The organism is Chromobacterium sphagni (genome assembly GCF_001855575.1).
In the GTDB taxonomy this organism is placed as follows: domain Bacteria; phylum Pseudomonadota; class Gammaproteobacteria; order Burkholderiales; family Chromobacteriaceae; genus Chromobacterium; species Chromobacterium sphagni.
Window position 1 is genome coordinate 895,524 of record NZ_MKCS01000001.1, and the last position, 14,608, is coordinate 910,131.

Sequence of the window (14,608 nt, forward strand, 5' to 3'; positions counted from 1 at the left end):
TCAGAATTGATATTCGACGCTGGCGCTGAAGTTGCGGCCCGGCTGGGTGTAGCGGTCCAGCGTGACGTCGTTGGCGGCCATGCCGCGCACGTCGGCGGCCTTCCAGTATTTGCGGTCGAATACGTTGAACACGCCGGCGCGAATGGTGGTGCGCTTGGCCGGCTTCCAGTAGGCGGTCAGGTCCAGCGTGGCGTAGCCGGGGGTGGCGAAGCCGGGGCTTTGCGCAGTGGAGCCCGGCATGGCGGCTACCGCGGCCACCCGGTTGTTGCGCGCGGCGGCGCGCAGCAGCGCTTCGCCGCCGAATTGCGCCTGGTCGTAGCGCAGGCCCAGCACCGCCGACAGCGGCGCGATCGAGGCCAGCGGAATGTTGTTGTCCAGGTCCTGGCCATGGGCGTAGGCGAGGGAGGCTTGGGTCTGCCAGCCGGGGGCGAAGCGCCAGGCGGCGCGGGCTTCGGCGCCCTTGATGTCGACGCGGCCGATGTTCTGGTACTGGTAGGTCAGCAGTCCATTGATCGTGCCCAGGCTGGCCTGTTCGATGAAGTCGCGGTAGCGGTTCTGGTAGGCGGTCAGGCCGAAGTCGAAGCTGTCCCACTGGCCTTTCAGGCCCAGTTCGATGCCGCGGCTGGTTTCCGATTTCAGGTTGGGGTTGGCGATCACCTGATAGCCGTAGGCACGGTTGACGAAGGCCATGTTGGCGTCGTCGAACGGCGGCGCGCGGAAGCCGGACGACAGCTGGGCGAAACCGGTGTAATGGCTGGCGAACGGGATGCTCAGGCCCAGCTTGGGGGAGAAGGCGCTGTCCTGGAACGAGGGAACCGGCTGGCCGCCGCTATTGGCGTAGGCCTGGTCGGGCTGGGTGCTCATCTTGTAGTGGTCCCAGCGCAGCGACGGCGACAAGGCGATGCCGTTCGCGAACTTCATTTCATCCTGCACGAATAAGCCGACGCGGTCGGAGGTGCTGTCCGGGAAGGTCTTGCTGGGGAAGGTTTCGCCGCCTATCGTGTTGCTGGTGCTGCCGTTGGCGTTGTACTGGGTTTTCAGCCGCGGCCGGCTGGTGTCGGTGCGGGAGAGGTCGGTGCCCCACAGCAGCTGGTGCTCGGCCGACAGCGCATTGAAGCGCTGCTCGGCCTCCAGCGTCAGGCCGAGAATTTTCTGGTAGAAGTTGTAATTGGACTGGACCTGGCTTTGGTTGCCGAACAGGCTGTAGCTATTGTCGGCGTTGTTCAGCTTCTGCTGGTAGAGCTTGACCGCCAGCCGGTCCAGCGGACCCAGTTGGCGCGCCTCCCAGGACAGCGACACGCGGTTGCGCAGGGTGCGGTCGGCGGCGGTCTGGGCCTGCTGCGCCGGCACCGGGCGGCCCCTGGAGACATAAGCCGGATAGAGGGTGTTGAGCAGATTGCTGTCGGTGTCGCGGCGGTAGTGTTCCAGCGTCAGTTCCAGCCTCTGCTGCGGCGTGAGCTTATAGCCCAGCTTGGCCAGCAGATTGTCGCTGCGCCAGTCCTGCGGATTGGGCGCGGTGCGGGCGGTAGTGGCGCTGTCGTTGCCGCCCATATTGTCGGCTTCGTGGCCGTTGCGGTGGGTGTAGATCAGCATGGCGTCGGCGCGTTCGCCCTTGGCGCCCACGCCGGCGCTGCTGCCCCAGCTGTTGTCGGCGCTGGCGCCGAAAGCCTTGACGTTGCCGCCCACGCCTTGTTCTTCCGGCACGAAGTCGTCCACCGTCTTGGTGCGATAGCCGATCACGCCGCCGATGGCGTCGGAGCCGTACAGGCTGGAGGTGGGGCCTTTGACGATGTCGATGGCGCGCAGCGTTTCCAGCTCGACGAAATCGCGTCCGGCGATGGCGCCGTTGCCGTTGCCGCCGCCGTCATAGGCCTCGGGCAGCCGCTCGCCGTCTATCAGCATCAGGATGCGGTTGCCGTCGATGCCGCGGATGGTGTAGCCGGCGTTGCCGCGGCGGTTGGGATCGGTGGCCACTTCCACGCCGGGCTCGTATTTGACGGCGTCTGCGATGCCGCGGGCGAGGCGGTCGTCCAGCTTGTGGCGCGAGATCACGCTGGCGTTGGGCGCGGTTTCCGCCAGCGGTTTTTCGCTGCGGTGGGCGGTGACCTGTACGGTATCCAGCGTGGGAGCGGCGGGGTCGGCAAAAGCCGGCCAGGCGGCAGCCAGGCTCAGCATCAAGGGGGTGGCGCGGAACAGGGCCATGGAAACTCCAGTATTGTTGTCGTTTCCGCTGGCTGGCTGTCGGCTGGCTTGCGGGGTATTACTTGATCAGTATCAGTTTGCCGTTGCGGGTCAGCTGCAGGCGGTAAGTCTCGCCCTGATGCTCGATCAGGATCTCCCGCCCTTCGCCGAACAGCTGGCTGCTGTGCAATCGCGGCGGCGTGGCCGCCTTGCCCGGCAGCTGGGGCGGCTTGCCGTTGTGATGTGTATTCATTTGCTAATGATAACTATTATCATTTAAATCGGCAAGCAGGCCAGCCCGCAATCGCGCGACGGGGGCGGCACCTGTTGTCAAAGGGGTCTCCGGGCGGTTGGCGGGCATTGACGGACGGGTGAATCATGCATGAAGGCAAGTTCAAAGAAATTATTCAAGCAGCCGGCCAGGGCGAGGATTTCCTAGCATCAGCCGAAAGGATTCGGTCATAATCGGGGATAAAATGGCCGCAGCCTGCCGCTTGGCCCATGCCCGATGAAATCGGCTCATGGCGCGGCGGCACATAACAAGCAACAGGGGAGGCGTATATGTTGGCGATTATCGGCGGTAGCGGGCTGGCACAGTTGTCGGTATTGGAAGTGACGCATCGCCAAGTGGTGCGCACGCCTTATGGCGATCCTTCCTGCGCGCTGACTTTCGGCCATCTGGCCGGACAGAATGTCGTGTTCATCGCCCGCCATGGCTACGGCCATTCGCTGGCCCCGCATGAAATCAATTACCGCGCCAATCTGTGGGCGCTGCACAACCAGGGCATCAAGGGCGTCATCGCCATCGGCACGGTCGGCGGCATTCGTCCGGACATGGCGCCGGGGCGGCTGGTGGTGCCCGACGACATCATCGATTACAGCTGGGGCCGCAAACATACTTTTTTCGAAGGGCCAGAGCGTCCGGTGGTCCACGCCGAGTTCACGGCGCCATATGACGACGGCCTGCGCCGGCGCCTGCTGGCGGCGGTCGCGGAGAGCGGCCGCAGCGGCGTGGATGGCGGCGTCTACGCCTGCACCCAGGGGCCCAGGCTGGAGAGCGCGGCGGAAATCCTAAGGTTGGAGCAGGATGGTGCCGATATCGTGGGTATGACCGGCATGCCGGAGGCGGCGCTGGCTCGCGAGTTGGAGTTGCCGTACGCGCATCTGTGCCTGGTCAGCAATTGGGCGGCTGGCAAGGGCGGGGCATCCTCGGTGCAGTTCGACCCGGCCACCGGGGCCTTGGGAGTGGAGGCCGTCACCGCGACCTTGCTCTGTTTGATGGCGGGCAAATAGTCGGCGGCGCGGCAAAGCAGCAGGAGTGTAGCCGATGAAAGCAGTAATTCTGGCAGGGGGGTTGGGCACCCGCATCAGCGAGGAAACCCATCTCAAGCCCAAGCCGATGATAGAGATCGGCGGCAAGCCGATCCTGTGGCACATCATGAAAATGTACTCGGCGCACGGAATCCACGATTTCATCGTGTGCTGCGGCTACAAGGGCTATGTGATCAAGGAGTATTTCGCCAATTACTTCCTGCACATGTCCGATGTCACATTCGATATGAAAAACAACCAGATGGAAGTCCACCACCGCAATGTCGAGCCGTGGCGGGTCACGCTGGTGGATACCGGCGCCGATACCATGACCGGCGGACGCCTGAAGCGGGTGGCCGAATATCTCCGGGATGAAGAGGCGTTCTGCTTCACCTATGGTGACGGCGTGGCCGATGTCGACATTTCCGCGCTGATCGATTTCCACCGCGGGCATGGCAAGCCGGCCACGCTGACCGCGGTCCAATTGCCGGGGCGTTTCGGTGCCTTGCAACTGGATGACGACCAGGTGCAAAGCTTCGTCGAAAAGCCGCCGGGTGACGGCGCCTGGATCAATGGCGGTTTCTTCGTATTGTCGCCTGAGGTGCTGGAGCGCATCGTCGACGACAACAGCAGCTGGGAGGGGGCGCCGCTGGCCGGATTGGCGGCCGAGGGTTTGCTGATCAGCTACCGGCACCGCGGCTTCTGGCATCCGATGGACACCCTGCGCGACAAGGTTTATCTGGAGGACCTGTGGCAAAGCGACAGGGCGCCGTGGAAGACATGGTGATCCGCCTGACTGCGGCGGCCCATTGCCGTTGGCGTGGAATTGCCGGATGGGTAATTGTGCCGCGCCGCCAGAGGATGGCTCAAGAAATGCCGGCGCCGTCCGATGAAGTGGCTAGGTTGTTTGATCGTCTGGTTTAAAACAATAATTAATAATTTTTACATGGTCCGTTCGCGCAGGCCATGCTGGAGACGGAAGTGAAGATGGCGGCAAGCAGCTTGGCGCAGGCGCGGTTGCAGGATCAGGTGGCGGGACTGGCCCAGGCCTGGGACGCCGTCCTGCCTGAGGCGCCGGCCCGGCAATGCCCGTCGGAGCGTTTGTCGGCCTCGGGTCCGCGCCGCTTCGCGGCCATCTTCTTCACGCTGCGGGACGGGAGGACGCTTGCCATGGCGATGGTCTTTCCCGCGCGGCCCGTTCCGGCCGTCCGTCCGGACTCGATTTCAACAGCGCCTGCCGCAGTCCTGCCGCCGCCGGCGCGCCAATTCGGATTGCCCATAATCCGCGCCGCTCCCACCCCGTTTCGATCAGAAGCGCATCGGCGCCGGCTTGCCGCTGCGCGGCAAGCTCATAGTGCGGCGCCCGCCCGCCGGCCGGCAAACGGCTCCAGGCAAGCGCCGCGGGATCGGATGGCGGAACCGTCGTCCGGCCATTCGGTGATGTTCGATTGATGCAGTCGTCGGCAGGGGGGAGCAAGGCGCGGCAGCCGGTGCCCGTGCGGCAGCGGCCTGTTTCTTAGATTTACCATTCCAGATGGAGATGCAAATGAAGTCCTTCCACATTGAAAGCACGCTGATCGCCGATGCTGAACCGAGCTACATCATCGCCGAAATCGGCATCAACCATAACGGCAGCCTGGAGCATGCGCTGCGGCTGATCGACACCGCCCACGAGGCCGGCTGCAATGCGGTGAAGTTCCAGAAGCGCACGTTGGACGTCGTCTACAGCGCCGAGGAAATGGCGCGTCCGCGCGACAGCCTGTTCGGCCACACCAATGGCGACCTGAAGCGCGGCCTGGAGTTCGGCATCAACGAGTACCGCCGCATCGACGAATATTGCCGCGAGCTGGGCATCCACTGGTTCGCCTCCTGCTGGGACGAGGACTCGGTCGACTTCATCGAGCAGTTCAACCCGGTGGCCTACAAGATCGCCAGCGCCTCGCTGACCGACGACGGCCTGCTGCGCCACACCCGCGCCACCGGTAAGCCCATCATCCTGTCCACCGGCATGAGCACGCTGGAGCAGATCGACCATGCGGTCGAGGTGCTGGGCACCGACAAGTTGGCCATCATGCATTGCTGCGCCGCCTATCCGTCCAAGTACGAAGATCTGAATCTGCGGGTGATTCCCACGCTGCGCGCCCGCTACGGCGTGCCCACCGGCTATTCCGGCCATGAAACCGGCCTGGCGTCGTCGGTGGCGGCCGTGGCGCTGGGCGCCTGCCTGCTGGAACGCCACATCACCACCGACCGCGCGCTGTGGGGTTCGGACCAGTCGGCGTCGCTGGAGCCCAGCGGGCTGAACCGCTTGGTGCGCGACGTCAGGCTGGTGGAGTCGGCTCTGGGCTCGGACCAGAAGCGGCTGCTCGATTGCGAGGTGCCGGTGCAGCAGAAGTTGCGCCGCAAATGAGCGCGGCCGCGCCAATCCGGGCGGTATTGCTCGATGTGGACGGCACGCTGACCGACGGGCGTTTCGCCTGGGGGGTGCAAGGCGAGGTCTTGCGCCATTTCTCCTTCAAGGACGTGATGGGCATCAGCCGCTGGCGGCGCAAGGGCGTGCTGTTCGCGCTGGTGTCGGGCGAGAGCGATCCCGCTCTGCAGCGCTTTGCCGACAAGGTCGGCATTCCGGCCGACCTGTGCTATCTCGGCTACGCCGACAAGGGCGAGGCGTTGGACGATGTGCTGGGCCGGCACGGCCTGCGGGCGGAACAGGTGGCGATGATGGGCGACGACGTCAACGATCTGCCGGTGATGGCCAGGGTGGGTTTCAGCGCGGCGCCGGCCGACGCCGTCGACGCCGTCCGCGAGGCGGTGACGATGCTGAGCACGCGCAACGGCGGCTACGGCGCGGTGCGCGAGGTGCTGGATCATCTGGGACGGGCCGGCCGTTTGCCGGCAAGCGATATTCTCCGGCGCTGACAGGCGCGGAGCGAGTGGAAGCGAAATGCGAGTAGCGGATTACATCATGCAGCGCCTGGCGGCGCTGCAAGTGAAGCAGGTCTTTTTTCTGCCCGGCGGCGGCGCCATGCACCTGAACGACGCGCTGGCCATCCGGCCGGAGCTGGAGCCGGTGCTGTGCCTGCATGAGCAGGCGTGCGCCATCGCGGCGGAAGCTGCGGCCAAGCTCAGCGGTGGGCCATCGGCCTGCCTGGTCACCAGCGGCCCCGGCGCCACCAATGCGATCACCGGCACCCTGGGCGCCTGGCTGGACTCCACCCCGGTGTTCTTTCTGTCGGGCCAGGTCAAGAGCAGCGACCTGAAGGGCGACAGCGGCCTGCGCATGCTGGGCGTGCAGGAAGCCGATATCGTGTCCATGGTGTCGTCCATCACCAAGATGGCGGTGACGCTGACCGAGCCGGAACAAGTGGCGGCGGTGTTCGACCAACTGGAGCACGCGGCGCTGAGCGGGCGGCGCGGCCCGGTGTGGCTGGACGTGCCGCTGGACGTGCAGTCGGTCCAGGTGGAGCCTGAGCAACTGGCCCGCTGGCAGCCGCCGGCGCCGGAGGAGGCGCCTGACCTGGCCGCCGCGGCTAGTCAAGCGCTGCAACTGCTGGCCAGGGCCGAGCGCCCGGTGATCATCGCCGGACACGGCATCCGCATGGCCGGTGCCGCCGATGCCTTCCGCGAGCTCTACCAGACGCTGCAGGTGCCGGTGCTGACCACGTGGCTGGGCATGGACCTGATCGAGGACGACCATCCCCTTTATGCCGGCCGGCCCGGCTCCATCGCGCCGCGCTGGGCCAACTTCGCCCTGCAGAACGCCGACTTCGTGCTGGTGCTGGGCGCGCGGCTGGACATGGCGATGACCGCTTACGCGCACAGCCGCTTCGCCCGCGGCGCGGTCAAGGTGGTGGTGGACATCGATCCGGCTGAAATCGACAAGCTGCAGATGGAGATCGCGCTGCCGCTGGCGGCCGACGCCGGCGATTTCATCCGCGAGCTGCAGCGGCGGCAAGACGGCGGCGCATCCGGGAAATGGCAGGTCTGGCTGGCGCGGATCGCGGGCTGGAAGGCCAGTTATCCGCTGCTGCTGCCCGAGCATTACCGTGCCGAGGGGCCGCTCAGCCTGTACCGCTTCAGCGATGTGCTGTCGGAGCGGATGGACGGGCGCGACGTGATCGCGCCGGCCAGCTCCGGCTTCGCCGCCGAGCTGTTCCTGCTGGCACTGAGGCTGAAGGACGGCCAGCGCTGCTTCCACAACCGCGGCACCGGCTCGATGGGCTTCGGCCTGCCGGCCGCGGTCGGCGCCTGCCTGGCCTCCGGGCGGCGGCGCACCATTTGCGTGGAAGGCGACGGCGGCCTGCAGATGAATGTGCAGGAGCTGGCGACGCTGGCCAGCCAGAAGCTGCCGGTCAAGCTGTTCATCATCAACAACTCCGGCTACGCGTCGATCCGCACCTCGCAGCAGAACTATTTCCAGCGCCAGCTGGGCGCCGACGCCCGCAGCGGCCTGCAACTGCCCGATCTGGCCAGCCTGGCGCGCGCCTACGGCCTGCCGTATGTGGCGATACGCAACGAGGACGAGCTGCACTATGGCCTGAGCGCCGTGCTGGACTGTGACGGACCGGTGCTGTGCGACGTCAGCATCCTGCCGGAGGAGCCGCGCGTTCCCCGCGTCGCCAGCCGGGTGGCGGAGAACGGCAAGATCGTGTCGTCGCCGCTGGAGGATCTGTTCCCCTTCCTGCCCCGCGAGGAACTGCAAAGCAATATGCACATTCCCTTGCTGGAGGAGAGCCTGGGCAATGGCTGATCCGCTGTTTTCGCTGCAGGGCCGTTGCGTGGTGGTGGCCGGCGCGTCGCGCGGCATCGGCCTCGCGCTGGCCGAGGGGCTGGCGCGGCAGGGCGCGGCAGTCGTCGGCTTCGGCCGCACCGCCGCGGTAGCGGTCGAGGGTTTCCAATACCATTGCTGCGATCTGAATGATGGCGCGGCGCTCGAGGCCTTGCTGGAGCGGATATGCGCCGGCCATGGCGCGATCGACGCCTATATCCACGTGGCCGGCATCACGGTGCCGGCCGGCGATGGCCTGCAGGGCGTGGAGCAGTTCGAGCAAACGCTGAGCGTTAACCTGGTGGCCGCCTACCGCGCTTGCCGCTCGGTGGGTTTGCGGATGGCGGCGGCCGGCGGCGGCTCCATCGTCACGGTGGCCAGCATAGGCGCGCTGCAGGCGTTTCCGGGCAACCCCGGCTATGTCGCCGCCAAGGGCGGTCTGCGGATGATGAGCAAGTCGCTGGCGTTGGATCTGGGGCCGTCCGGCGTCCGGGTCAACTCGCTGCTGCCGGGCTATTTCCGCACCGAGATGACCGAGCAGAGCTATCAGGACCCCGACAAGCGCGCCGCGCGCGCCGGGCGCACCATGCTGGGGCGCTGGGGGCGGGTGGAGGAGCTGATCGGCGCGGCGGCTTTCCTGGCGTCGGACGCCAGCAGCTACGTCACCGGCAGCGATTTGATCGTAGACGGCGGCTGGAGCGCCAAGGGATTGTGATGAACACCATAGGATTCATGCAGGGGCGGCTGGTCGACAAGGTAGACGGGAAGATACAGGCGTTTCCCTGGCGCGATTGGCGGCTGGAGTTCGAGCGGGCGGCCGAGCACGGCTTCCCGGTGATGGAGTGGACGCTGGACCATCAGGATCTGCGGCGCAATCCGTGCATGACGGCGGAAGGCCGGGCCGAGATCGCCGGGTTGTGCCGGCTTCACCGGCTCGCCATCGACTCCATGACTGGAGATTGCTTCATGCAGGCGCCGTTCTGGAAGGCCGACGGCGAAGCGCGGCGGGCCTTGCTGCAGGAGTTCGACGACGTGGCGGCGGCATGCGCCGCCATCGGCGTCCGTTACCTGGTGGTGCCGCTGGTGGACAACGGCAGCCTGGAGACCCCCGGCCAGTGGGATCTGTTGACCGAGTCGCTGCGGCAGCGGGCCGGCGCGCTGGCGCGGAGCGGAGTGGCGGTGGTTTTTGAAACCGATCTGGCGCCGGACGATTACGCCCGGCTGATGGCGCGCCTGCCGGAGCCGTGCTTCGGCGTCAACTACGACATCGGCAACAGCGCCAGCCTGGGTTTCGATCCCCGCGAAGAGTTCGCCGCCTATGGGCGGCGCATCGTCAATGTCCATGTCAAGGACCGGGTCCGCGGCGGCAGCACCGTGCCCTTGGGCAGCGGCGACGCCGATTTTGCGGCGGTGTTCGCCGGCCTGCGGGCGCTGGGCTACGGCGGCAACCTGATCCTGCAGACGGCCAGAGCGGACGATGGCCGCCATGCCGAAGTCTTGTCGGATTATCGCCGCTTTGTCGTCGATGGCTGGGAGCGGGCGCGTGGATCTTGAACTGGCGGGCAAGCGCGCGCTGGTGACCGGATCGTCGCGCGGGATAGGCCGGGCCATCGCCGGCGCGCTGCGCGCCGAGGGCTGCGAGGTGGTGCTCAACGGCCGGGAACCGCTGCGGTTGGCCGAAGCCGCCGCGGCGCTGGGCTGCGACAGCCTGGCGGCCGACGTGACGGACGCCGCCGATTGCGCGCGGCTGTTCGAAACCGTCGAGCAGCGCTACGGTCGTCTGGACGTGCTGGTGTGCAATGTCGGCAGCGGCCGCTCCTTGCCGCCGGGGCGGGAGGATGGCGCCGAGTGGCTGCGTATGCTCAATCTCAACCTGATGGCCGCGGTCAATGCGATCCAGGCCGCCAGGCCGCTGATGGCCAGGACCGGCGGCGCCATGCTGTGCGTTTCCTCGATCTGCGGCCAAGCCGCCTTGGGCGCGCCGCTGGCCTATTCGGCGGCCAAGGCGGCGCTGGACAGCTATGTGCGCGGCGCGGCGCGGGTGCTGGCCGCTGACGGCATACGGCTGAACGCGCTGGCGCCGGGCAATGTGCTGTTTTCCGGCTCGGTCTGGGAGGGCAAGCTGGCGCAGGACGAGGCTGCGGTGCGGCAGATGCTGGAGCGCGAAGTGGCGCTGGCGCGGCTGGGCAGCGATCGCGAGATCGCCGATACCGCGGCGTTCCTGTGCTCCGCCCGTGCGTCGTTCACCACTGGCAGCGTGGTGGTGGTCGACGGCGGGCAGTTGCGCGCGTGATGATGAAAATACTGAACCGGCGCCGTGCTTGCGCCGGAGGCGGGATGGCTGATGAGCTACGATAAATTCAATTTGGCCGGCAAAGTTGCGGTGGTGACAGGTGGCGCCGGTCTGCTGGGCGTGCGCCACGCGCAGGCGCTGATCGAGGTCGGTTGCCAGGTGTTCCTGGCGGATATAGACGAGCGGGCGCTGGCGGCGGCTTGCGCCGAACTGGGCGAGCAGGCGTTGCCGCTGGCGCTGGACGTGACTTCGGAAGCGTCGGTCGCCGCCGCCGTCGAGCAGGTGCTGGCGCGTGGCGGCCGGGTCGATATCCTGATCAACAACGCCGCGATCGACCCCAAGGTCGGCAAGGTGGGGCTGCAGGAGCCGTCGCGGCTGGAGAATTTCTCGCCGCAGCAGTGGGACCGCGAACTGGCGGTCGGTCTGAGCGGCGCGTTTCTGTGCAGCAAGCATTTCGGCGGCTGGATGGCTGCGAACGGCGGCGGAACCATCCTCAACATCGCCTCCGATCTATCGGTGTTCGCGCCGGACCAGCGCCTCTACCGCAAGGATGGATTGCCGGACGACAGGCAGCCGGTGAAGCCGGTGACCTATTCGGTGATCAAGACCGGCCTGATAGGCCTGACCCGTTATTTGGCGACGTATTGGGCGGAGGCCGGCGTCAGGGTCAACGCGCTGTCGCCGGGCGGCGTTTTCAATCAGCAGCCGGACGAGTTCGTGGCGAAGCTGTCCCGGCTGATCCCGCTGGGGCGGATGGCGGAGCGCGACGAATACCAGGGCGCGGTGCTGTTCCTGTGCTCGGACGCATCCAGCTACATGACCGGCCAGAACCTGGTGATGGACGGCGGCCGCAGCGTCTGGTAGCCGTCCAGGCCAGGGGGCCGCGGTTTCTGCAGCGGCTGGAGGAGTGTAGGTTTCGCTTGGGAGTTTTATGGCTTCGATCCATATTGCCGATCGCTGCTTGTGCTGCGGCGGGGAGCAGCTCAGCGCGTTCCCGGCGGTTTTGATGCCTTTTGTCGCCCACCGGGCGCTGGGTTGGCAGCCGGTCAGGATCGCCGAAGACTGGCAGATGGCGCATCTGCAGACCGGCATCGCCTATTCGGTCTGTAATACGTTGTATTGCAGGGATTGCCATTTCGTTTTTCTCGACATGCGTTTTGATGGCGAGGCGATGGCCAATCTGTACCGCGACTACCGCGGCGACGAGTATGTGGCGCTGCGCGACCACTACGAGCCGGGTTACGCGCAACGCAATGCCGGCCTGCTGGACGGCATGGGGTATGTCGATAAGGTCGAGGATTTCATCGGCGGCGTGGCGCCGGGGATAGCCACCGTGCTCGACTACGGTGGCGACACCGGAATCAACAGCCCGTTCCGCCACCGCGCCGAGGTGTTTGTCTATGACATTTCCGGCTGCGAGGTGGTGGATGGCGCGAGAAGACTAAGCCGGGACGAGTTGCGGCGCGGCGCCTACGATCTGATCGTGCTGAGCAATGTGCTGGAGCACGATCCGGACCCGGAGCGCCTGCTGCGGGAGGTTTGCCGTTACATGGACGGCGGGACCCATCTGTATCTGGAAGTGCCGGCTGAGCAATTGTTCATGCGCTTTGGCGAGGGGATGGACGCCGCGCGGAACAAGCATCATTGGCACGAGCACATCAACTTTTTCACCCGGCCGTCGCTGCAGCGCTTGCTGGCGCGGTGCGGCTTGGCGGCGCTAGCCAGCGCCACCCTGGTCATAGACGAGGCGCGGCCGAATCTGCAGGTGGTCGGTGTGCTGTGCCGCCTTGTCGGCGGAGGAGCGGGGAATGGGTGAATATCTCTTGCGCGAAGCGTCTTGTCCGCTATGTCGGGACGCAGCGGCGGTGATGCTGGAACTGACCTTATCCAAGCGGATGGCTTTGCCCCGGGAGGTCGCCATCGGCTGTTGCCCTGCATGTCAGTTTGCTTTTGTCAGCCCCAGGCAGCCGTCCGCCTATCTCGATTATTATGCGGCGGTCTGCAACGACCAGTTGTCCGGCGAGAATGGCATCTCGGAGCGGGAGCGCATCCGCTACCTTGCCCAGATCGATGCGCTGCGAGAGTTTGTCGATACTCCCGGCCCGTTGCGGATTCTGGACCTGGGCTGCGGGCGGGCGGGGCTGTTGCGGACGATGCAGGCCGAATTTCCCCAGCACAGCTATGTCGGCTGCGATCCGGTGATCGCCGGCCACTACCAGCAGATCGATGGGGTGCCCATGTTTCGCGAGTTGGCCGAGCTGCCGGGCAGCTTCGACGTGGTCATCATGTCGCACGTGCTGGAGCATGTCGTCGATATCGACAGCATGGCCAGTCTGCCGGCGATCATGTCGCCGGGCGCGGTGCTGTATGTGGAGGTGCCCGACGCCTTGCGCTACGCCGACTGCCCGCGGCGCGAGTATATGTACTATGTGGATCGGCTGCATGTGAATCATTTCACGCCAACCTCTCTGGCCAAGGTTTTGGGCAGATGGGGGGGAAAGGCGCTGCGGAGCGGCAGGCAGAGTTTCCACTACAAGGATGGCGGCGATTATCCGGCCATTTACCTGATCGCCGGCTTCGATGCTTCGCCGGAGCCGCCCGGCATGGTTGGCGATGACGACCTGCCGCTGGCTCTGGAGCGCTATTTCGCGCAGGAAAAGGCGCGGGCCAGGCAATGGCGAGCGCAGCATCCGCAGTCCGGCGCGGTGGTGGCGTATGGCTTTGGAGACAATTTCTTCCGAGCGCGAATGGCTGGAGGGCCGTTGGCGGAGTTGGAGTTGGCCGGCGTGGTCGATGCGCGTTGGCGCGAGCTGGCGCAAAGCGAGCATGCCAAAGAATACCGTTTTTACAGTTTGGAAGACGCGGTGAGCCGACTCCCCGACGCCTGCTACATGGTGACGTTGTCCTGGGCTGCGGAAGAGGTCGCTGTCCGGCTGCGGCAAGCCGGAATCAAGAATGTGCAGATTATATGATCAACCGTTATTGGAAGTGAGCACGAGTGGTTTCTGATTTGGCAAGCCATCAGCGCCGTCTGCTCGATGAATGGTATGACGGGCTGTCCTGCAAGGTCGGCTGGCGTGGCCTGGAGAGTGGTCATCTGTTGATCACCGGCGGCACCGGCATCATCGGCCGCGCGCTGTTGCGCGCGTTGCGGCACTGGCGCCGCGGCGGCGCGCGGTTCCGGGTGACGGTGCTGAGCCGCGACCCCGCTGCGTTTCTGGATCGGTATCCGGAATGGCGCAACGAAGACTGGCTGGGGTGGCAGAGCGGCGATGTCCGCAAGCTGTTGATACCGGACGATGTCCGCCTGGTGATCCACGGCTCCGGCGAGAGCCATGCCAGCAGCCTGTCGCCGCTGGAGAGCTGGGACCTGAACTACCAGGGCGCCCGGCGGGTGTTCGACCAGGCCGCCCGGCTGCCCGGCTGCCGGGTGCTGCTGGTGGGGTCCGGCGCGGTATACGGCAAGAACCCGTTCACGCAGCCGATCCGAGAAGACTGCGCGATGGGGCCCGACCCGCTGCAGCCGCCTTCGGAATATGGCGAGGGAAAGCGGGCGGTGGAGCTGTTGGGCACGCTGTATCGCCAGCAGTTCGGCCTGCAGGTGGTTTCCGCCCGCTGTTTCGCTTTCGCCGGCCCGGACATGCCGTTAGACGCCCATTTCGCCTTCGGCAATTTTCTCGGCAGCGCGCTCGCCGGCGATGATATCGTCATTCGCGGCGACGGGCGGCAGGTGCGTTCCTTCCTGGCCTACCCGGATCTGGCCTTTTGGCTGTTGCAACTGCTGCAGTGCGGGCGAGATGGCGCGGCATATAATGTCGGTTCGGACCAGGAAGTCAGCATAGTTGAACTGGTCGAGCAGATCAGGCAGCAACTGAATCCCTCATTGGCCCTGCATGTGCAAGGGCAGGCGGTGGCCAGCAGCGCCAGCGGTTATTATGTTCCCGATATCAGCAAGGCGCGCGAAGAGATGGACCTGCAGGTCTGGACGCCATTGCCGGACCTGATTGCGCTTACCGCCCGGTATTACCGGCCGGACCACACGTAAAAAACAGTAG

General features: G+C 65.8%; 15 protein-coding genes. 13 read left to right on the plus strand and 2 right to left on the minus strand.

The window, feature by feature from the left end:
- Together BI347_RS04275 and hemP are read right to left on the minus strand one after the other, a co-directional pair.
- The gene (locus BI347_RS04275) at positions 1-2,202 is read right to left on the minus strand and encodes a TonB-dependent hemoglobin/transferrin/lactoferrin family receptor (protein ID WP_071115377.1); all 2,202 of its coding nucleotides are present in this window, start codon (positions 2,200-2,202) and stop codon (positions 1-3) included.
- A gap of 58 nt (positions 2,203-2,260) precedes the next feature.
- Positions 2,261-2,434, minus strand: coding sequence for a hemin uptake protein HemP (gene hemP, locus BI347_RS04280; protein ID WP_071114456.1), 174 nt, complete (start codon positions 2,432-2,434; stop codon positions 2,261-2,263).
- A 308-nt stretch (positions 2,435-2,742) separates the two neighbouring features.
- Here hemP and BI347_RS04285 point away from each other — a divergent pair, with 308 nt between their 5' ends.
- The 13 genes from BI347_RS04285 (at position 2,743) to BI347_RS04345 (ending at position 14,598) form a co-directional block, all read left to right on the plus strand.
- On the plus strand, positions 2,743-3,474 hold the full coding sequence (locus tag BI347_RS04285) for an S-methyl-5'-thioinosine phosphorylase (RefSeq protein ID WP_071114457.1): 732 nt from the start codon (positions 2,743-2,745) through the stop codon (positions 3,472-3,474).
- A 34-nt stretch (positions 3,475-3,508) separates the two neighbouring features.
- Positions 3,509-4,279, plus strand: a complete 771-nt coding sequence (rfbF, locus tag BI347_RS04290; protein ID WP_071114458.1) for a glucose-1-phosphate cytidylyltransferase — start codon at positions 3,509-3,511, stop codon at positions 4,277-4,279.
- Between the two features lie 179 nt (positions 4,280-4,458).
- A complete protein-coding gene (locus BI347_RS04295; protein WP_071115378.1) occupies positions 4,459-4,944 on the plus strand; it encodes a hypothetical protein in 486 nt (161 codons plus the stop codon).
- Between the two features lie 94 nt (positions 4,945-5,038).
- Positions 5,039-5,902, plus strand: coding sequence for an N-acetylneuraminate synthase family protein (locus BI347_RS04300; RefSeq protein WP_095210851.1), 864 nt, complete (start codon positions 5,039-5,041; stop codon positions 5,900-5,902).
- On the plus strand, positions 5,899-6,411 hold the full coding sequence (locus BI347_RS04305) for a KdsC family phosphatase (RefSeq protein ID WP_071115379.1): 513 nt from the start codon (positions 5,899-5,901) through the stop codon (positions 6,409-6,411). Before BI347_RS04300 ends, BI347_RS04305 begins: the two co-directional genes overlap by 4 nt.
- 25 nt (positions 6,412-6,436) lie before the next feature.
- Positions 6,437-8,242, plus strand: coding sequence for a thiamine pyrophosphate-binding protein (locus BI347_RS04310; RefSeq protein ID WP_083338693.1), 1,806 nt, complete (start codon positions 6,437-6,439; stop codon positions 8,240-8,242).
- A complete protein-coding gene (locus BI347_RS04315; protein ID WP_071115380.1) occupies positions 8,235-8,975 on the plus strand; it encodes an SDR family NAD(P)-dependent oxidoreductase in 741 nt (246 codons plus the stop codon). Before BI347_RS04310 ends, BI347_RS04315 begins: the two co-directional genes overlap by 8 nt.
- Positions 8,975-9,814 carry a sugar phosphate isomerase/epimerase family protein gene (locus tag BI347_RS04320; RefSeq protein ID WP_071114463.1) on the plus strand — a complete coding sequence of 280 codons (840 nt, stop codon included), beginning with the start codon at positions 8,975-8,977 and terminating at the stop codon, positions 9,812-9,814. Before BI347_RS04315 ends, BI347_RS04320 begins: the two co-directional genes overlap by 1 nt.
- Positions 9,804-10,553: an SDR family NAD(P)-dependent oxidoreductase gene (locus tag BI347_RS04325; RefSeq protein ID WP_071114467.1), complete on the plus strand. Its 750-nt coding sequence runs from the start codon at positions 9,804-9,806 to the stop codon at positions 10,551-10,553. Before BI347_RS04320 ends, BI347_RS04325 begins: the two co-directional genes overlap by 11 nt.
- A 51-nt stretch (positions 10,554-10,604) precedes the next feature.
- Positions 10,605-11,417 carry an SDR family oxidoreductase gene (locus BI347_RS04330; RefSeq protein WP_071114468.1) on the plus strand — a complete coding sequence of 271 codons (813 nt, stop codon included), beginning with the start codon at positions 10,605-10,607 and terminating at the stop codon, positions 11,415-11,417.
- A 67-nt stretch (positions 11,418-11,484) separates the two neighbouring features.
- Positions 11,485-12,369, plus strand: coding sequence for a class I SAM-dependent methyltransferase (locus BI347_RS04335; protein WP_071115381.1), 885 nt, complete (start codon positions 11,485-11,487; stop codon positions 12,367-12,369).
- Positions 12,362-13,525, plus strand: a complete 1,164-nt coding sequence (locus BI347_RS04340; protein WP_083338694.1) for a class I SAM-dependent methyltransferase — start codon at positions 12,362-12,364, stop codon at positions 13,523-13,525. The genes BI347_RS04335 and BI347_RS04340 overlap by 8 nt, the downstream gene beginning before the upstream one ends.
- Positions 13,526-13,563: 38 nt before the next feature.
- Positions 13,564-14,598, plus strand: coding sequence for an NAD-dependent epimerase/dehydratase family protein (locus BI347_RS04345; protein WP_158020732.1), 1,035 nt, complete (start codon positions 13,564-13,566; stop codon positions 14,596-14,598).
- The last annotated feature ends 10 nt before the right edge of the window (positions 14,599-14,608 follow it).

Coding starts and splice junctions, on each gene's coding strand:
- BI347_RS04275 (WP_071115377.1), bottom strand. CDS start 2,202: ATGGCCCTGTTCCGCGCCACCCCCTTGATGCTGAGCCTGGCTGCCGCC.
- hemP (WP_071114456.1), bottom strand. CDS start 2,434: ATGAATACACATCACAACGGCAAGCCGCCCCAGCTGCCGGGCAAGGCG.
- BI347_RS04285 (WP_071114457.1), top strand. CDS start 2,743: ATGTTGGCGATTATCGGCGGTAGCGGGCTGGCACAGTTGTCGGTATTG.
- rfbF (WP_071114458.1), top strand. CDS start 3,509: ATGAAAGCAGTAATTCTGGCAGGGGGGTTGGGCACCCGCATCAGCGAG.
- BI347_RS04295 (WP_071115378.1), top strand. CDS start 4,459: ATGCTGGAGACGGAAGTGAAGATGGCGGCAAGCAGCTTGGCGCAGGCG.
- BI347_RS04300 (WP_095210851.1), top strand. CDS start 5,039: ATGAAGTCCTTCCACATTGAAAGCACGCTGATCGCCGATGCTGAACCG.
- BI347_RS04305 (WP_071115379.1), top strand. CDS start 5,899: ATGAGCGCGGCCGCGCCAATCCGGGCGGTATTGCTCGATGTGGACGGC.
- BI347_RS04310 (WP_083338693.1), top strand. CDS start 6,437: ATGCGAGTAGCGGATTACATCATGCAGCGCCTGGCGGCGCTGCAAGTG.
- BI347_RS04315 (WP_071115380.1), top strand. CDS start 8,235: ATGGCTGATCCGCTGTTTTCGCTGCAGGGCCGTTGCGTGGTGGTGGCC.
- BI347_RS04320 (WP_071114463.1), top strand. CDS start 8,975: ATGAACACCATAGGATTCATGCAGGGGCGGCTGGTCGACAAGGTAGAC.
- BI347_RS04330 (WP_071114468.1), top strand. CDS start 10,605: ATGAGCTACGATAAATTCAATTTGGCCGGCAAAGTTGCGGTGGTGACA.
- BI347_RS04335 (WP_071115381.1), top strand. CDS start 11,485: ATGGCTTCGATCCATATTGCCGATCGCTGCTTGTGCTGCGGCGGGGAG.
- BI347_RS04340 (WP_083338694.1), top strand. CDS start 12,362: ATGGGTGAATATCTCTTGCGCGAAGCGTCTTGTCCGCTATGTCGGGAC.